Annotated in this window: 18 protein-coding genes; 11 read left to right on the top strand and 7 right to left on the bottom strand. The window is 58.8% G+C overall.

All coding sequences use genetic code 11. From position 1 onward, the window contains the following. Positions 1-5: 5 nt before the first annotated feature. From GOB86_RS03920 to GOB86_RS03900, 5 genes are all read right to left on the bottom strand, one after another. The gene (locus GOB86_RS03920) at positions 6-755 is read right to left on the bottom strand and encodes a methylenetetrahydrofolate reductase (protein WP_165991067.1); all 750 of its coding nucleotides are present in this window, start codon (positions 753-755) and stop codon (positions 6-8) included. Further along, the gene (locus GOB86_RS03915; RefSeq protein ID WP_165991066.1) at positions 752-1,660 is read right to left on the bottom strand and encodes a bifunctional methylenetetrahydrofolate dehydrogenase/methenyltetrahydrofolate cyclohydrolase; all 909 of its coding nucleotides are present in this window, start codon (positions 1,658-1,660) and stop codon (positions 752-754) included. The genes GOB86_RS03920 and GOB86_RS03915 overlap by 4 nt, the downstream gene beginning before the upstream one ends. Before the next feature lie 126 nt (positions 1,661-1,786). Then, a complete protein-coding gene (locus tag GOB86_RS03910) occupies positions 1,787-2,947 on the bottom strand; it encodes a GNAT family N-acetyltransferase (RefSeq protein ID WP_165991065.1) in 1,161 nt (386 codons plus the stop codon). Positions 2,948-2,965: 18 nt separating this feature from the next. Beyond that, positions 2,966-3,427 (bottom strand): RidA family protein, encoded by a 462-nt coding sequence (locus GOB86_RS03905; RefSeq protein ID WP_086646354.1) that lies wholly within the window; start codon positions 3,425-3,427, stop codon positions 2,966-2,968. A 35-nt stretch (positions 3,428-3,462) separates the two neighbouring features. Beyond that, positions 3,463-5,001: a TSCPD domain-containing protein gene (locus GOB86_RS03900; protein ID WP_165991064.1), complete on the bottom strand. Its 1,539-nt coding sequence runs from the start codon at positions 4,999-5,001 to the stop codon at positions 3,463-3,465. Positions 5,002-5,133: 132 nt separating this feature from the next. Here GOB86_RS03900 and GOB86_RS03895 point away from each other — a divergent pair, with 132 nt between their 5' ends. The 7 genes from GOB86_RS03895 (at position 5,134) to GOB86_RS03865 (ending at position 9,755) form a co-directional block, all read left to right on the top strand. Next, positions 5,134-5,568, top strand: coding sequence for an NADH:ubiquinone oxidoreductase subunit NDUFA12 (locus GOB86_RS03895; protein WP_338421509.1), 435 nt, complete (start codon positions 5,134-5,136; stop codon positions 5,566-5,568). Positions 5,569-5,624: 56 nt separating this feature from the next. Next, positions 5,625-6,161 (top strand): outer membrane lipid asymmetry maintenance protein MlaD, encoded by a 537-nt coding sequence (gene mlaD, locus GOB86_RS03890; protein ID WP_165991062.1) that lies wholly within the window; start codon positions 5,625-5,627, stop codon positions 6,159-6,161. A 50-nt stretch (positions 6,162-6,211) separates the two neighbouring features. Next, a complete protein-coding gene (locus GOB86_RS03885; RefSeq protein ID WP_165991061.1) occupies positions 6,212-6,427 on the top strand; it encodes a hypothetical protein in 216 nt (71 codons plus the stop codon). Continuing rightward, on the top strand, positions 6,424-7,065 hold the full coding sequence (locus GOB86_RS03880) for a DUF2155 domain-containing protein (RefSeq protein WP_242012488.1): 642 nt from the start codon (positions 6,424-6,426) through the stop codon (positions 7,063-7,065). Before GOB86_RS03885 ends, GOB86_RS03880 begins: the two co-directional genes overlap by 4 nt. A gap of 96 nt (positions 7,066-7,161) precedes the next feature. Then, positions 7,162-7,905, top strand: a complete 744-nt coding sequence (otsB, locus tag GOB86_RS03875; RefSeq protein WP_165991060.1) for a trehalose-phosphatase — start codon at positions 7,162-7,164, stop codon at positions 7,903-7,905. Positions 7,906-7,908: 3 nt separating this feature from the next. Beyond that, complete coding sequence (locus GOB86_RS03870; RefSeq protein ID WP_165991059.1) at positions 7,909-9,252, top strand: alpha,alpha-trehalose-phosphate synthase (UDP-forming); 1,344 nt, start codon at positions 7,909-7,911, stop codon at positions 9,250-9,252. Beyond that, a complete protein-coding gene (locus GOB86_RS03865; protein ID WP_242012487.1) occupies positions 9,249-9,755 on the top strand; it encodes a disulfide bond formation protein B in 507 nt (168 codons plus the stop codon). The genes GOB86_RS03870 and GOB86_RS03865 overlap by 4 nt, the downstream gene beginning before the upstream one ends. 151 nt (positions 9,756-9,906) lie before the next feature. Here the strand turns inward: GOB86_RS03865 and GOB86_RS03860 are convergent, their stop codons facing one another. Next, entirely contained in the window at positions 9,907-10,389 is a 483-nt protein-coding gene (locus GOB86_RS03860; RefSeq protein ID WP_408737303.1) for an NUDIX hydrolase, read from the bottom strand. Between the two features lie 117 nt (positions 10,390-10,506). Here GOB86_RS03860 and GOB86_RS03855 point away from each other — a divergent pair, with 117 nt between their 5' ends. The 4 genes from GOB86_RS03855 to GOB86_RS03840 all read left to right on the top strand — a co-directional run bounded on the left by GOB86_RS03855 (position 10,507) and on the right by GOB86_RS03840 (position 17,442). Further along, positions 10,507-11,490: an aldo/keto reductase gene (locus tag GOB86_RS03855; RefSeq protein ID WP_165991058.1), complete on the top strand. Its 984-nt coding sequence runs from the start codon at positions 10,507-10,509 to the stop codon at positions 11,488-11,490. A 166-nt stretch (positions 11,491-11,656) separates the two neighbouring features. After that, a complete protein-coding gene (gene uvrB, locus GOB86_RS03850) occupies positions 11,657-13,921 on the top strand; it encodes an excinuclease ABC subunit UvrB (protein WP_194301063.1) in 2,265 nt (754 codons plus the stop codon). 78 nt (positions 13,922-13,999) lie between these two features. Further along, positions 14,000-14,659, top strand: coding sequence for a 2OG-Fe(II) oxygenase (locus GOB86_RS03845; RefSeq protein ID WP_165991057.1), 660 nt, complete (start codon positions 14,000-14,002; stop codon positions 14,657-14,659). A gap of 41 nt (positions 14,660-14,700) precedes the next feature. Then, positions 14,701-17,442 carry a M16 family metallopeptidase gene (locus GOB86_RS03840; RefSeq protein ID WP_165991056.1) on the top strand — a complete coding sequence of 914 codons (2,742 nt, stop codon included), beginning with the start codon at positions 14,701-14,703 and terminating at the stop codon, positions 17,440-17,442. Positions 17,443-17,606: 164 nt separating this feature from the next. Here the strand turns inward: GOB86_RS03840 and GOB86_RS03835 are convergent, their stop codons facing one another. Next, positions 17,607-18,563, bottom strand: coding sequence for a transporter (locus GOB86_RS03835; RefSeq protein ID WP_242012492.1), 957 nt, complete (start codon positions 18,561-18,563; stop codon positions 17,607-17,609). Positions 18,564-18,841: the final 278 nt, after the last annotated feature.

Here is an 18,841-nt window from a genome sequence, read left to right as displayed (position 1 = left end):
CCTGTTCAGGACACCGCTTCAAGCAGGGCGGGCAGGTAGTGCTCCAGTTTAACGCGCACGGGCATAAGATAGGCCGAGCCCTTGTCCCGGTTCAGTTCGCGCAGGACAGTCTGGGCAAAGGCGATGTTGGATTCGAGTGTTGTGGAAAAATCCTTGGGAAACACAATGTGGTTTGTGGTCTCCCAGTAGGAGCGTGAGCGTGGACCAATAACGGGGGACAGCCCCCAGAACACATCCTCGCCTTGCAACCACTCGCGGCACAGGTCGAACAGTTTGTAGTCAAACACGGGCTGGGTGAAAAAGCCGCAGGCTCCGGCTTCCTTCTTGCGGGCGATGTCCTCCAGTTCCTTCCACGGGGCGCGGCGGTAGGGGTCGAACGCGGCATAGACCTTAAGGTGCGGCGCTTCCTTGCGGTAGCGGCGGATAATGCTTTCCGTGCTGTTGGGGTACGTGCGCATGGACAGGTCGGCCGGAGGGTCCCCGTGTACGACCAGAATTTCCTCCAGACCCTCCTGCTCGGCGCCGGGCAGGGGGGCGTGGGGTGCTATGTCTATGGCGCGGATATGCGGAATAACGCGCGGAAAGCTCGGGTGCAGCAGGGCCGCTGCCTCCCAGCTCCGTAGGGGGAAGCGCATGAGGTCAGGCACGTTGAGCGTATCCGCCACGGGGAAAACGGTTTTAACGGTTTCCAGGTCCTGCGTCAGCGCTTCGGCGGAGCGGGGGATCAGTTCAACGCACAGGCGGTTCAGGCTCATTCGGTTTTTCCCTCGATCTGCATCTGTGCCGCGGTGAGTGTGTTCTTGAGCAGGCAGGCAATGGTCATGGGGCCAACACCACCCGGTACGGGGGTAATACGACCGGCTACCTTTACGGCCTCATCAAACGCCACGTCACCTACAAGGCGGCTTTTACCACTTGCAGTCTGGGTGCGGGTAATGCCCACGTCAATAACCGTGGCACCGGGTTTGATCCAGCCGCCCCTGACCAGTTCGCGGCAGCCGGTGGCCACGACCAGAATATCGGCCTCGCGCGCAAGGGCTGCCGTATCCCGCGTGTGGATATGGGCAATGGTGACCGTGCAGCCTTCTGCCAGCAGCAAAAGCGCCATGGGTTTGCCCACAAGGTTGGACGCGCCAATGACCACGGCATGCTGGCCCTTCATGTCGCCAAGCTGGTCGCGCAGGAGCATCAGGCAGCCAAGGGGCGTGCAGGGCACAATGCCGGGCAGGTCCACGGCCAGACGGCCAGCGTTGACCTCACCCAGACCATCCACATCCTTTTCGGGCACAATGGCGTTGGTAATGCGCCGTGCATCCAGCCCTTTGGGCAGGGGGAGCTGAACCAGAATGCCATGAATTTCGGGGTCGTTGTTCAGCCGCCCGATCAGGGTGAGCAGCTCGGTTTCAGACGTGGTTTCCGGTAGCATGTGCATGAAGGAGCGCATGCCTGCATGGTGGGTCTGAATGGCCTTGTTTTTAACGTAGACCTCGCTCGCCGGGTCGTTACCGACCAGAATAACGGCCAGTCCGGGCGTTACGCCATGCTGGTCATGGAAGGCCAGAACATCCTCACGGATCTGCTGGCGCACGGTTGCGGCAAAAGCCTTGCCATCAATCAGGCTGGCCTGATGTTCGGGGGGGAGGGAGGAGGATGTGCTCATCAGTGCCAGTCCGGTCGCATCAGCAGGTGGAAAAAAGATCAGGCGGGCATACGCAAAAAAACGCGTGCCGACAATGTTTGCAGCCCCCTTTGCCCTTTTTGTGGGGGTGGGTCGTGGGGTGTGGCGTTACGGGTTTTGGGGCGGGTGGTCCTGCCGGTAGGGGGTTAGGGCGTTCAGGGCTTGGGCCTCGGCCTGTATGGCGGGGCGCTCGGCTTGCAAAAACCGATCCACCGCATCGCGCAGTGCGGGGTTTTGCAGCCAGTGAGCGGAGTGGGTGAGGGTAGGCACATAGCCACGCTGGATTTTGTGCTCCCCCTGTGCCCCGGCCTCCACACGTTGCAGGCCGTGGGCGATGGCAAAATCAATGGCCCGGTAATAGCAGAGTTCAAAATGCAGGAAGGGCCAGTTGCCTTCGCACCCCCAGTTGCGGCCATAGAGCGTATTTGTGCCCATCAGGTTCAGGGCCGCGGCCACAGGGGTTGCGCCGTTACGCGCCAGCATAAGCACCACCCGATCACCCAGACGCTGCGCCATGAGCGGAAAAAAGTCCTCGCTCAGGTAGGCGCTCCCCCATTTGCGGTCGATCGTGTTGCGGTAAAACTGGTAAAAAGCCTGCCAGTCTGCCTGCGTTATGCTGGCTCCCTGCCGCGTTTCAAACGTCAGGCCCGCGGCATTGGCGTCTCGCCGTTCGCGTTTGATGCTTTTGCGCTTGCGGGCGGAGAGTGTGGCTAAAAAATCGTCAAATGTTGTGTAGCCGTTATTGTGCCAGTGGTATTGCAGGCCAAGGCGGGGCAGCCAGCCACGCTGGTGTAGCACGGTGCTTTCCGCTTCGGTGCAGAAGGTCACATGGGCGGAGGACAGGCCCGTATCCGCGCAGATCTGGCGCAGGGCGTCCGCCATAACGGAGGCGGTCTCAGGCGGGGCATTGGGGTGGAGGAGCAGTCTGGGGCCGGGGGCGGGGGTAAACGGAACCGCAATCTGGAGCTTGGGGTAGTAGCGGCCACCTGCGGCCTCAAACGCGCGGGCCCAACCCTGATCAAACACGTACTCGCCCCACGAATGGCCTTTAAGGTAGGCGGGGCAGACAGCGGCCAGTTGTCCATCAGGGGCGTGCAGGCAGACATGCCGTGGCACCCACCCGCTTGTAGGCCCCGTGGAGCCGCTGTCTTCCAGTGCGGTTAAAAACTCATGGCTGATAAAAGGGTTGTCCGGCCCCGCACACTGCGCCCACTCCCTTGCGGGAATGTCGTGAATGCTGTTGTGCAGGGTAACGGACCAGTCAGCCATAAGGTTTTTTCCGCTTGGTCAGGCGATCTCGAACAGGCCTTCCACTTCCACCGGTGCATCCAGCGGCAGGGAGGGCACACCAACGGTGGAGCGTGCGTGACGTCCTGCATCCCCGAACACGGCAACCGCCAGATCGGATGCCCCGTTCATGACAGAGGCATGGGCCGTAAAGTCCGGTGTGCAGGCAATAAAGCCGCCCAGACGCACAACGCGTTTAACGCGGGAGAGGTCACCCACGGCGGCTTTGACCTGGGCAATGACGTTGATCATGCTGTAACGCGCGGCTTCCACCGCTGTTTCCACACTCACCGCATCTCCCAGCTTGCCGGTGGCGAACAGCTTGCCATTATGCAGGGGCAACTGACCAGACACCACAAGGAGCGAGCCTGTTTGTACGCAGGCCACATAATTGGCCACGGGGGCTGCGGGTGTGGGCAGGTCAATACCCAGTTCGGCCAGACGGGATTGGGGAGTGCTCATGGCGTTTTGTTCCGTTCCTTGTAAAAAACCGGGGCCTAGCAGACCAGACGCAGGTTGCGCCGTGGGCGTGTGGGCTGTGTATCGTCCCCCTCGGGCAGGTCCAGCGGGAGGAGCGGGTCCGGCTCGGACGCACTGTCCTGGTGGGGGCCGTCGGGTAGGCGTCTGTCCAGATAGGTGTCGGACAGGGCCCTGAACGCATAGTCCAGCATGGAAGTGGCATAGGAGGCAACCGGGTCGCCCTCCACCGTGCCTGCGGGGCCAAAGCAGGAATAGGCAAAATTTTCCACGTAGGCTTCCAGTGGCGCGCCATATTGCAGGCCAATGCTTATGGCGTCGCCAAAGCTTTCCATCAGCCCGCGCACCATCGGACTTTCCCGCGTGGGGGTGAGGGACAGCTCACCCAGCGTGCCATCCTCGTATTCCCCCGTACGCATGAACAGGCGGTGGCCGCCAATGGTGGTTTTTTGTGTAAAACCACCATGTCGTGCGGGTAGAATCCGCCGCATGCCCCGCTCCAGCCTGAGCTTTACGGGGGTGGGCAGTGTTTCGGGGCGGGCGGGCATGCGGTCTGCAAAGCCGGTTAGCGCGCGGTACATGGCCAGATGCGCCTTGGGGCCGGGCTGGGGCAGCACAGTCTCGCCCGCAAGGGCTGCGGCCAGTGCGGTTTCCACCGTAAAGCCGCGCACGTCCAGCCGTTGGCGCGTGCTGCTGGCCAGCCTGCCATCTGGGCGGAGCATGGAAAACACGGGAGCCAGCCCGCAGGCTTCCACGCCAAGCAACCCATCTATGGGGTTGGGGGTGGAAAATCCTGTCTCAATCGGGGCTACGGGCGCATCGGTTTCCACTGCGGCTTCATTCCAGACCGCGCGCAGGGTCTCGCCCAGTCCGGGCAGTACGGTCCGGACGGGGGGCAGGGGCAGGGACTCCGGTCCACGTCCCGCGTGGGCGGTCAGTGTGGCCAGTGCCGTAATGGCGCAGGCGGCGGCGCGGCCATCCTCGCTATCATAATCAAGCCCGACTCCTGCCAGACAGGCATCCATGTTGGTCAGCAGGATGTCTCCCGCTGTGAGGGCCTGCATGGGGGGGGCGTCTGTTCCGGCGGAGGGGGTGGGCACAAACAGGTCAGGTAGTAGCAGATCACCATTACGCTGGTCCGCTTTGTTCAGGGCCGTCTGGCGCAGTACCGAGCAGATGAGCTTGAGGGCCGCAACAAAGGTCCGCGCGGCAAACCCTTCCCCGGGGGAGACAAAGGCGGCCAGATTGACCACAAACCCCGCCGGGCGGTCGAATGTGCAGTGCCACACGGCCTCCACCGGAGCCGCCTGACGCGTCAGCAGCAGCCAGACCAGTGATCTGGCCGAGGCCTCGTCCGGTGCAAGGGCCGTGATCCACCGCGACGCAAGCGTGGGCAGGTCGATCGGGCCGTCGCCCGGCATAAGCTGTGCAAGTGCGGACGCGGCGTCCACATCCCACTCTGCGGGCAGGGTAACGGAGCGGAGCGGTGCGTCCGGGTCTGCTGCGGCTTCCAGTGTGCTCATCAGCACACCGTTCCAATGGCGTCTGGCTGTTGTCATGGCCCCATGTTACCGCTGCGCGCACTGGCGGCGTAACCCGACAAAACACGTTCGGGGCCGGGTTATCACCCTGCAAAATGAGGATATGGGGGATAACTTTTGCCAACCCCCTGCTCGCGCGCGGTTGATCGGGTGGTTTGCGATAAAACATGGACCACAGGTCATGCGGAGTCCTATCATCCTCCCATGGCAAATTTCGGAACATGGCTGCATACGCGCCGGAAGGGTCGGCTGTTTGGCAAGGATGCCGATGGCCGCTGTTATTATGAATCAACCGGCCCGGCCCGCAAGGGTGGTGGCATGGAGCGCCCCGAACGCTGGGTCATCTACCTTAAAGGGGAAGATGCCTCCGCCGTGCCGCCCGAATGGTGGGGGTGGCTGCACCATACGCTTGATGCCCCCATTGCGGCGGAGGAGCGCAAACCCTGGCAACTGCCCCACCAGCCCAACATGACCGGAACCGCACAGGCCTACCACCCGCAGGGTAGCCTTTACGCAACCGGCCAGCACCCGCCCGCAACCGGCGATTATGAAGCATGGACGCCCGAGGGTGCTCCCGAGGCGTGATTTGCGGTTCATTCCCTGTTAGAGTGGTCTGTCTCATCAGGGAGTGTACGTAGTTTATGGCATCGGCAATGGCGGAAAAATCACGGCGCAGTCTGGCGGAGCTTCTGACTGGCACAGCCGTGCTGGTGGCTCTGGCGGGTATGCTGGCCGCAGCAGTGGTCGGCGAAGGCCGCAAGACAGATACGGTCGGGTATCGGCTGGGGGCTGATTTCTCGCAGGTGGACGGGTTGAGTGTTGGCTCGGACGTGCGGCTGGCCGGGGTAACAATCGGCACCGTGCAGAGCGAGAGCGTAAACCCGCAGACCTTCAAGGCGCATGTTGTCTTTACCGTGCGCCCGGATATCCACCTCTCGGCGGATACAGCGGCCATTATTACCAGCGACAGCCTGCTTGGCGGCAAATATATCGCCCTCTCCCCCGGTGGGGATGACAAGACCCTGCAGGCAGGGGCTACCATCAGCCAGACCCAGGGGTCGATCAGTCTGGAACAACTCCTGAGCAAGTTTATTTTCTCTGTGACCGATACGCTTACCCGCGCCAACAAGGGGGCAGCAGAGGGCCAGAGTGGGGGCAGCGGCGCAAGCCTGCCCTGAAACAGACATAAAAGCAGTTTAGCAAGACGACTATGATTGAGGCGGACAGAATGACGGCGTTGCGCATATGGCCGCAAGAAGACGGGCAGCCCGTTACATGTCAGGAAAAACTGCGCATGCTGGAAGAAAACTGGCAGGAAGTGCAGCAGGTTCTGGCAGACGCGTTTGAGGATGCAGTGCTGATGGGGGTAAGTGAACAGGTTATGCGTGAACGTCTGGCAGACCTTGTGGCATCCCTTTCGTCCCCCAAGGTGGCCGGAGCATGAAAATGCTGGTCTGGGGGCGGTGCTCCCGCCTGCTGGTAACGGGTCTGCTGGCTTTTGCCGGTTCTGGTGGCGGTGCGGTATGGGCTGCGGGCACTCCGCTGCCCCCCCCTGCTGTTTACCCCTCAGGCACATGGCAGGGTAAGGGCACAGCCGTTGTGCGTGTTCTGGACCGACTGGACGCCCATGTGGAGGTGTTGTCCGTGCCAGTAGGGGGCGAGCCGACACATTATAAAAATCTGGACATTCTGGCCCGCCGCTGCCTCCAGCGCCCTCCAACCCGCGCGCCCGATGCCGCCGCATGGTTGGAAATACAGGACACCCACCCCGGCGGGGCAACTTTTAAAGGCTGGATGCTGGCGGCCGAGCCGGGCCTTGGGGTGCTGGAAAGTTCGGTTTACGATGTGCGCATGGTCAAGTGCGGAGGGGATGATATGGCCCCGTTCCTGCCAGCCCTGCCCAAACCCGTCACCCCCCCACCATTGCCAGAAGCCGCTCCGGTTGAGGATGGTACGGGCATGCCAGCAGGTGCTCCAGCCCAACCCGGCCAGCCCGGGATTGCCGCCCCTGTGGCCCCCGCCCGCCCTGCTGCGCCGGATAACGCCAATCCGTTCCAGCCGGAGAGTGATGGGACGTATTAAGACCCCGATTTGAAGAATTCCTGATCATTACTGTTGCGCCATAGGGGCATGTGGGTTTTGCCCGGCGCCGCAGACAGATAATAAAAGAGGTGCATTGTGTTTGGTTCCTCCTTTGCGCAGGACAACCGTTTTAAAATTCCACCCCTGAGCCAGACAGCGTTTTTGCTGGATTTTGATGGCACACTGGTGGACATAGCCCCAACCCCCGAGTCCGTGGTGGTCCCCCCCGATCTGCTGGAAACCTTGACCCACCTGCGCAATGCCTGTGGGGATGCGCTGGCAATTATTTCGGGTCGGCCGATCGAGCAGATTGATCAGTTTTTAGGGGATGTTCCCTTTGCCGTTGCCGGCGAACATGGCGTGGCCATCCGCCACCGCCCCGGTGGCCCTGTGGAGCGGGCTGTGCTGCCTACCATGCCACAGCGCTGGCTGGTGCAGGCGTCCGATCTGCTAGCGACCCTGCCGGGCACGCGGCTTGAGCACAAGCAGGGCGGCTTTGTGCTGCACTACCGTGCTGCCCCCGAAAAAGCGGAAGTCCTGCGCCAGACGGCGGAACGCTGGGTTAGGGAATCCGATGGTGCATTCATGCTCCAGCCCGCCAAAATGGCGTGGGAAATCCGCCCGACCGGGGTGGATAAAGGGTATGCTGTATCTGTGCTGATGGAAACCGCCCCCTTTGCCGGGCGTAAACCCGTTTTTGTGGGGGATGACGTAACGGATGAGGACGGCATGGCTGCTGTTCACCGTATGGGGGGAGATTTTTTCCGTATTCCTGCGGATTTTCCCACACCGGCGGTGTTCAGGGCCTGGCTGGCATCCCTTGTTGCAGGTAGGGGGTGAGGCATGCAAAGGCTGGTCATTGTTTCCAACAGGGTACCAGCAGTACGTGACCGCAAACAACCCGCTGGCGGTCTGGCTGTAGCACTCCGGGCCGCTATTCAGGATCATCCCTGTTTGTGGTTTGGCTGGTCTGGTCACCAGATAGGCGGAGATGGCGCGGACAGGCCGCTTGGTGTGGATACACTTGGCAATGTGACCTACGCGACCATAGGGCTGACCCAGAAGGAATATAACGGGTTTTATCAGGGCTATTCCAACGGCATCCTGTGGCCGCTGTGTCATTACCGTGCCGGGCTGATGAATTATAGTCGGCATGATCAGCAGATTTATGCCAGCGTCAACACTCTGTTCGCCACCAGACTGGCCCCCCTGCTTGAGCAGGATGACATGGTGTGGGTGCATGATTACCACCTGTTCCCTATGGGGAAAGCCCTGCGGGATTTAAAAGTCAAAGCCCGGATTGGCTTTTTTCTGCATATCCCCTTTCCACCATGGAGCCTGATGCGCTCCCTGCCTGAAGCCTCGGCCCTGCTGCGTGCCCTGCGTGCCTATGATGTGATTGGCGTGCAGACCGAAGACGATGCCCGGAACATGAACGAGGCTTTCTCGGTTCTGGGTATTCCCGCCAGAGCGCGCGTTTTTCCCATAGGAATTGACCCGGACAGTTTTGCAAGCTGTGCGCGTGCGGGTCAGACCCTGCCACAGGTGCAGCGCCTGCAGCAGGACCTGCGCGGCATGCCACTGATTATTGGCGTGGACCGTATGGATTATTCCAAAGGTCTGCCAGAACGGTTGCGTGGGTACGATACGTTCCTCAAACGCTACCCTGAATACAGGGGCAAGGTTGCGTACCTCCAGATCACGCCAGTCTCACGCGGGAGTGTGCCCGAATACCAGAGCCTGCGTGCCGAACTGGACCAGATTGTAGGGCACATTAACGGCACGTATGGTGAGTTCGACTGGACCCCCGTGCGTTACCTGACCCACCCGCTCCCGCGTGAACTTCTGGCAGCTTTTTTCCAGATCTCAAGTGCAGCCCTTGTGACCCCCCTGCGTGATGGGATGAACCTTGTTGCCAAGGAATATGTGGCGGCCCAGCGGCCCGATAATCCGGGCATGCTTGTTCTGTCCCGCTTTGCCGGTGCAGCGGCGGACATGGAGGATGCACTGCTGGTCAATCCTCATGACTCGGACGAAATTGCAACCGCCCTGCACAAGGCGTTAAGCATGTCCGGTTCCGAGCGGCGCGTACGCTGGGAGCGGTTGCGCTCGGAAGTGTGGCGGGTTACCGCCGCAAGCTGGGCGCGGTCGTTTATCGCGGCGTTGTCTGAGGTGAGAACAGCATGAAAAAACCCATGCGGCTGAGCACGGTTGCTTTTTTTATGATTCTGGCTGGTGTTGCAGCCCTTGGCGTTGCGTGGTGGACGCAGCACAAACTTGGAATCATGCCGTGCGAGCTATGCCTGTGGGAGCGCTGGCCGTGGCGTGTGCTTATTGTGCTGGGAGTTATGGTGCCTGTTCTGCCTGCCCGGGTGGGGCGGGGTGTTTTGTGGCTGTGCGCGCCTGTCCTGCTTGTGGCGGAGGGTCTTGCAATATGCCATGTAGGTGTGGAGTGGAAGTGGTGGCCAAGCCCGTTCCCCGCCTGCCATGCCGCCCATGTTGTGGGGCGCACGCTGGCGGAACGCTGGGCCTCCATGCCACTTATGCCGTCCAAACCGTGTGATGCGCCAACGTATCTGATCCCCGGCCTGCCTGTTTCCATGGCGGTTATGGGGGGGGTATTTGCCTGTGTTGTGTTTGTTACGTTGTGCGTGGGTATGGTGCGGAGTAAAAAAATCCGTCGGTTCTGATGGATATTTGGGCTGGGGCGCGCAGGGGCACCAAAACCGGCGCGCAAAACCTATAGTCTATAGTTTTAAAAATTTAGTTTCAGGGCTTTCTGGTTTTCAGGCGCTCGTAAGGCGAATAAAAAACAGACTGTGCTGAAATGCTTTTTCAGATCTACTTTTGTGCCTGCATAATGCTTTGCGCAATCGTATACAGGCGTGCGCTGGCTTTTGTGCCAAGCTGGCTGATTTCCTCATAACTGAACCACCGGACCTCCCGCGCGTCATCCCCGGCAACGGGAACGGTCAGGGCGGGTTGGGGTTCGGTGCAGAGTACGGCCAGAATAAGGTAATGAAAAGCCAGCGTGCCGTCGGGTGTGTAATGTATGCTGTCAAACACGTCTACAAGAGATGTTGCTTGTGCCTGTAAGGATGTTTCTTCCATAAGTTCACGTTCGGCAGCGCGGAAAAAGGCTTCTCCCCCTTCTACCTTGCCGCCGGGAAAACCCCATAAACCCGCATCGGGTGCGTTGGCACGGCGGACTAGCAGAAAATTACAATCACGGCGCACAATAGCCAGCACACCAGCACGAGGAAACACAGAAGGGGTGTGAGCGTTCATGGTCGTGCAGTGTAGGGTGCCGTGCATACAGGTCAACCCATCTTTGCAGTAAAATACTGCATCTCTATCCAGATGCGGTGTTTAATGGGTAGAGTGTGGCAATAGCGCCGTAACTGGCCTGTTGGAGAAAAACATAGTCTGGGAGAGTATAACGTGACGGCGGAATTTATAACGATTGAGGGCATTCCCAAACCGGCCTCGCGTATTGCCTTGGGCACATGGGCCATGGGTGGGTCCATGTGGGGTGGGCCTGATGATGATAACGCTGCAAAAACAATAGATAAAGCACTCGATGTTGGCATAAATCTGATTGATACAGCTCCAGTCTATGGATTTGGTCATTCGGAGGAAATTCTGGGTAAGGCGCTGGAAGGACGGCGCGACCGGGTTGTGCTGGCAACCAAGGTGGGGCTGAACTGGCAGGATGGTCAGGTGTTCCGTGATAGCCGGAAAGCACGGATCGAGGAGGAGCTGGACGCATCGCTCAAGCGTTTGCGCACGGACCATATTGATCTTTATCAGGTGCATTGGCCTGACCCTAAAACTCCATTTGAGGAAACCGCACGCGCGCTGGAAAAAAGTGTTCAGAGTGGCAAGGTCCGCGCTCTTGGGCTGAGTAATTTTTCGCCCGAGCAGATGGATGAGTTTCGCAAGTTCGCGCCGGTTGCGGCCATTCAGCCACCTTACAATCTGTTTGAGCGTGAGATTGAAAAAGATATTCTGCCTTATGCTGTCACCAACAAACTGGTTGTTCTGGCCTATGGTCCGCTGTGCCGTGGTCTTCTGTCAGGTAAAATGACGGCGGAGCATGTGTTTACGGGCGATGACCTGCGTAAGGTGGACCCCAAGTTCCAGCAGCCTCGTTTCAGCCAGTATCTGAACGCGGTGGAAGGACTTAAAACCATTGCGGAACAGCATGGCAAAAGCCTGCTTGCCCTCGCTATCCGCTGGGTGCTGGACCGGGGGCCAACCATTGCCCTGTGGGGTGCCAGAAAGCCCGAGCAGATCACAGGTGTGCAGGACGCCTTTGGCTGGACACTGAGCAAGGACGACATGGCTGCTATTGACGCCATTTTGGACAAGACCATTACCGACCCCGTGGGGCCCGAGTTTATGGCGCCTCCTGCGCGCTCGTAAACCGGGTCTGACCTGCTCTCCCTGCCTGGCGGGGGCTTTGTGGTGGACGGTGGGGCATGGTGATTATGCCCTTCCGTGTCCACTTTGCAGGACGTGCCCCGCCATTGCGCGTGTTTGCAACAGTTGCTCCCTTGCATAGGGGGGCAGAGTTGACCATCTTGTAGGCATGGGTGCTTCATCTTCTTCCGCCGCGCCGCCGCCGTCGCGTGGCAAAAAACGGCCTTCTCTGAGCGAACGGGCAGCCAGCCTGCCGCCCGTGACCTTTGTGCCGGAGCAACAGTCAGTCCGTCCGCGCCTGCGCAGGATGGAGGTTGTCTCCGAATATGATCCCGCAGGTGATCAGCCGCAGGCGATCAAGGAGCTTGTGGCCGGGGTGGATGGGCAGGAGCGCGATCAGGTGCTGCTCGGCGTAACCGGCTCGGGCAAGACGTTCAGCATGGCCAAGGTGATTGAAGCCACCCAGAAGCCAACCCTTATTCTGGCTCCCAACAAAACACTGGCCGCGCAGCTTTATGGGGAGATGAAGCAGTTTTTCCCCAACAATGCCGTGGAGTATTTTGTTAGCTATTACGATTATTACCAGCCCGAAGCCTATGTGCCGCGCTCGGACACGTATATTGAAAAAGATAGCCAGATTAACGAACAGATCGATCGTATGCGCCATGCAGCCACACAGGCGCTGCTTGAGCGGAATGATGTGATTATTGTTGCCTCGGTCTCCTGCATTTACGGTATTGGCTCGGTGGAGACCTACTCCCGCATGGTGGTCAAGCTGGAGCTGGGGGGGGAGATCGACCGCGACAAGCTGATCAAAAGTCTGGTGGAACTGCAATACCGCCGCAACGACGCGGCTTTTGCGCGTGGCGCGTTCCGTGTGCGGGGGGAGAGTGTGGATATCTTTCCCGTGCAGAATGAAGACCGGGCGTGGCGTGTCTCCCTCTTTGGCGATGAGGTGGACGGTATTATCGAGTTTGATCCGCTCACTGGTGATAAAACGGCTGATTTGCAGGAAGTTACCGTTTACGCCAACAGCCATTACGTAACGCCCCGGCCTACACTCAATCAGGCCATAAAGGGTATAAAACATGAACTGCGTACACGGCTGGACCAGTTTACCAAAGACGGCAAGCTGCTGGAGGCCGAGAGGCTGGACCAGCGCACCACCTTCGACTTGGAAATGTTGGAAACAACAGGTGTGTGCAAGGGAATTGAGAATTACTCACGCTACCTCTCCGGTCGTAAACCGGGAGATCCGCCACCAACCCTGTTTGAATACCTGCCCGAAGATGCCTTGCTGATTGTGGATGAAAGCCACGTAACCGTGCCCCAGATTGGTGGCATGGAGCGCGGAGACTTTGCACGTAAATCCATTTTGTCGGACTTTGGGTTCCGGCTTCCTTCCTGTCTGGATAACCGGCCGCTCAATTTTGCGGAGTGGGACAAGTTTCGCCCACAGACCATATTTGTGAGCGCGACCCCCGGCCCGTGGGAAATGGAGCGCACGGGTGGCGTATTTGCCGAACAGGTTATTCGCCCCACGGGTCTGATAGACCCTGTAACCGTTATCCGCCCCGTGGAACATCAGGTGGACGACCTGCTGGCTGAATGCCGCGAGACCATAGCCAAGGGTAGCCGCGTGCTGGTGACCACCCTGACCAAGCGCATGGCCGAAGACCTGACCGATTACATGAACGAAGCGGGTATTCGGGTGCGCTACCTGCATTCGGATGTGGATACGCTGGAGCGGATCGAAATTATTCGTGACCTGCGCATAGGGGCCTTTGACGTGCTGATCGGCATTAACCTGCTGCGTGAGGGGCTGGATATTCCCGAGTGTTCGTTAGTGGCCATTCTGGACGCGGATAAGGAAGGCTTTTTGCGTTCACGCACATCGCTCATTCAGACCATAGGCCGCGCCGCGCGTAACGTGGATGGGCGCGTGCTGCTGTATGCGGATAAAATGACCGACTCCCTGACCTACGCGGTGGAAGAGACTGCCCGCCGCAGGGAAAAGCAGATGGCATGGAACGAGGCGCACGGCATTACCCCCCAGAGTGTGCGCAAGCATATTGGCGATATTGTCGGCTCCGTGTTCGAGCAGGATTACGTGACCGTCGCCCCGGATGAGGATACCGGGGTGGCCGAATTTGTTGGGCAGGACCTGCGCACCACCATAGCTGGGCTGGAAAAGCGGATGCGTGATGCCGCAGCCGAACTGGAGTTTGAAACAGCAGGCCGCCTGCGTGATGAAATTAAAAGGCTCGAAGCCTTGCAACTCGGGTTGGATGCACCGCCACCCTCGCCCAAAACCGGGCAGGGCGCGGGGCGCAGGGGTGCGGGCAAGGGGCAGCAGGTGCCGCGTCCTTTGGGGCCGGGCGGTGGTGGGTATGAGCCAAAACCCGGTAAGGGCCGCAGTAAAAGGCGCTCGTAACGGCGGGGTCTTGTTTATGCCGCGTAACCCTTCTACCGTTTCGGCGGTTAACAGGTTCACTTTTGCGGACAACAGGGTATGACCACCTCAGACTCCACCATTCAGCCCGATTACGCGGCTTTAACGCAGGCTCCCGTGTGCGCGGAGCCATTTACGCATATTATGGTGCCGCATTTTATTCGTAAGGATGATCTGCCCCGCGTGTTCGCAAGCCTTCCCGCTATCAGTTCGGGTGGGTCGTTTCCTCCGCAATCGCTTAAGCTCTCCTCCCTTGTGCAGGCATTGGTGCGGGAGATGGAAGGGCCGGAACTGCGGGGGATTATCGCCCGGAAGCTGGGCCTTGATCTGGAAAACGCTCCCTCCATGCTGACCATCCGTGGCCGCACGCGGGAGAAGGATGGCCGCATCCATACAGACTCAGTGGCCAAACGCGTGACCATTCTGCTCTACCTCAATCCCGCAGGGCCGGGCTGGGAAAAGCAGGAGGGTTGCCTGCGCCTGCTGCGTGGCCCGCATGATATTGAGGACTACGCAAAGGAAGTACAGCCAGTGGATGGTACGCTACTTGTTTTTCCCAATGGGCCAACCACTTGGCACGGGCATAAGCAGTTTGTGGGGTCGCGCTATACCATCCAGCTCAATTACATGACCGAGGACGCCAAAGCCCGCTCCGAACTGCGGCGGCACAAGCTGTCTGCGCTGGCTAAAAAGCTGCCTTTGCCCGCTATGGGCTACTAGGTGTTTTTCCTTGCTGTTTTCCACAGGACACAGGATTTTTCATGATTTTTCGTAAAATGACCATCTCTCGTGTGCGGGGTGTCGCTCTGGTTGCGGGGCTGGCTCTGTGCGGCAGTGCGCTCTCGCCTGTTGGCGCGTTTGCACAGGCGGCGGCTCCTTCCATGCCATCTGCCTTTGTACCACCTTCGCTCAGCAGTGCTCAGGTGGTGCGCGCAACCCTACCCAATGGTTTGCGGGTTGTGATCGTGCCCAACAAGCTTGCACCGGTGGTCACAACGGAAATTAACTATCTGGTTGGTTCGGCTGAAGTGCCAAAGGGTTTTCCCGGCACGGCACATGCGCTTGAACACATGATGTTCCGTGGCAGTCAGGGGTTGGACAAGGACCAGTTGGCCGCAGTGGGCACCCGTCTTGGCGGGAGCTATAATGCTGACACGACCGAGGATGTAACCCAGTATTTTTACACTGCACAGGCGCGCGACCTGCCAGTTCTGCTCAAGATCGAAGCCCTGCGCATGAGCGGGTTGACCCTGTCTGAGGCGGACTGGAGCAAGGAGCGCGGTGCAATTGAGCAGGAAGTCTCGCGCGATCTGTCCAGTCCTGCTTACCGTTATCTTGAACAGTTGCAGGCCATTTTGTTCGCAGGCACGCCCTATGAGCACGATGCACTGGGTACGCGGCCATCGTTTGACAAAACAAAAGCCGCCGATCTGCGGGCATTTTACGAAAAATGGTACGCGCCCAACAATGCCATTCTGGTCATTGTGGGTGATGTAAACCCGGTAACCACCCTGGAACTGGTGGAAGATGCATTTGGCGGTGTTCCACGTAAAACATTGCCAGTGCGGCATAAGGTTTCCCCAGTTCCTCCACCAGCCAAAACGCTTACGCTCGCAACGGACTACCCCGTAGGGTTTGCAACGCTTGCCTTCCCCATGCCCGGTTCATCCGCCGCTGATTACGCTACGGCGGATGTTCTGTCTGACGTGCTGGCCAGCCAGCGTGGCGCATTGTACGACCTTGTGCCGCAGGGTAAGGCGCTGTTCGCAGGGTTTGAATACGCACCCAAAAAGGAAGCCGGGTTTGGGCTTGCTCTGGCCGCTTTCCCCAAGGGGGGGGATTCCGCAAAGGCTATGGCGGATATGCGTGCGGTGCTGGAGAATATTCGCAAGAATGGTGTTCCGGCTGATCTGGTGGAAGCGGCCAAACGGCGCGAAATTGCACAAATGCAGTTTGCCGCTAACTCAGTAAGTGGTCTGGCGTCCACCTGGTCCACGGCACTTGCTTTTCAGGGGTTGGATGCACCGGGTGATCTGGTCGCCGCCTATCAGGCTGTAACGCCCGAGGCTGTTAACAAACTGGCGGCAATTCTGCTGAACCCCGCCCATGCTGTATCTGCGGTGCTTACGCCGGAAAGCTCAGGCAATGCCGTATCGGGCAAGGGGTTCGGGGGAGCGGAATCCTTTGCTTCTTCCCCCGACAAGCCAGTCAAACTGCCTGAATGGGCCGAAAAAGCACTGCTCAAACTGGACAAGCCCGAGCCTACCCCTCAGCCATATGTCAGCACCCTGTCCAACGGGATCAAGCTGATTGTCTGGCCCTCCCATGTTAGCCACACCATTCAGGTCAATGGTCAGGTCCGGCAGACCCCCTCTCTCCAGCAGCCCGCCGGGCAGGATGGGGTGAATGATGTGACCGAAGCACTGTTCTCTTACGGCACCACGCAGTATGACCGTCTGGCCTTCCAGAAGGCTCTGGACGACATTCCTGCATGGGAGAGTGCGGGGAGTTCGTTCTCCTTGCAGGTTCTCACACCAGATTTTGTAAAAGGTGTGGCCCTTCTGGCGGATAACGAACTGCATCCTGCCATTGGAGATAAAGATTTTCAGGTTGTGCGCCAGCAGGCTGCGCAGGCACAGGCAGGTGAACTGCTCTCGCCCGAACATCTGTTCAGCCGGGCTATAAAAACGGCTGTCCTCCCCCCCAAGGACCCCACGTTGCGTGAGGCCACGCCGCAATCCATCATGAGTGTGACGCATGATGATGTGCAGGCTTATTACAAAAAAGTCTGGCGGCCAGACAGAACAACCATTGTTGTGACCGGCGACGTAACCCCGGAACAGGCACAGGCAGTTCTGGAACAGGCATTTGGTGGCTGGAAAGCCGAGGGAGCAGCCCCCGATATTGACCTGCCTGCCGTGCCACTGAGCAAGGCGTCCCACGCGCTGGTGCCAGACAAAAGCAGTGTGCAGGATGAGGTCGTGCTGGCCGAAACATTGGGCCTGACCGCAGCCCAGCCCGACCACTTTATGCTCCAGTTAGGGAACGAAGTGCTGGGTGGTGGTCTGTTCTCCTCCCGTCTGTACCGTGATCTGCGTGTTAAAACCGGGTACGTTTACACAGTGGGAAGTGCGTTTGAGTGGGGCCGCACCCGTGGCATGTACACGGTCAACTATGGTGCAGACCCCGATAAGGTGGGCAAGGCACAGGCCGCTGCTGTGCGTGATATCAAAGCCATGCAGTCCGCACCACCATCGGACGATGAGCTGGCTCTGGCCAAGGCATCTCTTTTGCGCAGTATTCCGCTGGCCCGTGCCAGTCTGGACAGGATCGCAGCCCAGTACCTGCATCTGACAGAACTCGGCCTGCCACTGGATAATGCTGACCGTGGCGCTCAGGCCTATTACAATGCCACGGGGGCGGATGTGCAGGCAGCGTTCCGCCAGTGGATCCGGCCGGATGATCTGGCCTCTATTGTTAAAGGCCCTGCTCCAGCTTTGTAAAAACCATAAAATAACAGCCAGTTTTTATGGGCGGCGGAAAGTTTTCTTTCCGCCGTTTTGGTTTGTGGATTATTCTGGGCTGGTGGACATACAACAGGTTTAAAAATTCAAAGGTTTTTATAAAAAATAAGTTGTGATCACCCTGTTTTCTATTCGCCACGGCATTAGAAAACACTATTGAACGCAACTTGGGGCGATATATCAAAACCAGTGTTATGGCCAGCAAAGTAAGTGGAAACGCCCGCAATAACTCCAAAGCGGGGTGACCAGTTATATTCAATCGCTGGGGCAATCTGCCAGTCGCCGGAGGCTTCGGACAGACTGTTCACTTTTTTGCCTGTCGCGGTTGTACCGCGCAGGTGTGCGCCGTTGGCCCAGTCCCGCGCCAGATCGAGTGCCAAAACCCACTTCTGGTTAATGCCAAACTCAAGGGAAAAACCACTCTCTCCATACATGCCCGGTTGTGCCCGGCCTTTAAAACCAGATGATGTGCCATAGCTTGTTACGTCGTGCAGATGTGCAGTGGTGACCGCGCGGCGGAAGGTGCTCCATACACGTAACCGCAGTTCATGCTGGCCGGGTAGGGTGTAGGTGGATTGCTCGGTCAGGGCCAGGCGGAATGTATAAGCGCCAGCCCCCACGCCGTCCTGCGCACGGCCCAGCCTGTTATAGTCCCCGGTGGGCATGGCCATACCTGCAAAAATACTCAGGGCAGGAATGTAACGTTTGGGATCTGCATCGACATAACGCCACATCAGGTCTACGGGCAGATCACCAAATTTTAGATCGCTGCTGGTGTTGTCTCCCTTTTTCCAACGGTAGCTGATGACAGGAGTCAGCTGAATACTGACGGAATCCGTAATTGAGTATTTATACAACGTAAAGTTGCTAACAGCCTTCTGCCTCGGGTGTAGCGGTTGGCTGCTTCCGTTGCTGTTGAACTGCCCCACTGGCTGGCTGTAGGTCATGTAAGGTTCCCACGCGATCATGCCTTTTTTTGTCATGGCCCCGGAGGGGGAGACAAGGGATCCAGTGTACCACTGGGGTTTTTCTTCCTGTATGCTCTGCTCTTCAATGGTTGTATTGTTATTTGTATCCGCAGCCTGAGCGGTGGCGGTCATAACGGCCAGTAAAGGCAGGCCAAGGAGCGCATGGAAGCAATTATGTGTGCTACCAGACTGACGGGGACGGGCCAAAAGGAATTTCATCTTTCGCATCAGACTACCCTCGTTGGGTGAGGTGTGTCTGTGCCCGTATTCTGGTGTGGAAAAGGCATATGCCTGAGTTGTTGGCCCAGCCCATGGTGGTTGTGTGCTCTTGTGGCAGTGCCAGTGGCAACGGTCTTTGGGGGCGAGGAGGGGGGCACGGTCATTCAGCCAAACCTTAAAGGAGTTCAGTC

The sequence above is a fragment of the Acetobacter lambici genome, assembly GCF_011516885.1.
Lineage (GTDB): Bacteria > Pseudomonadota > Alphaproteobacteria > Acetobacterales > Acetobacteraceae > Acetobacter > Acetobacter lambici.
Note: the sequence above shows the minus strand (reverse complement) of the source record. Positions and strands in the feature narration are given on the sequence as shown.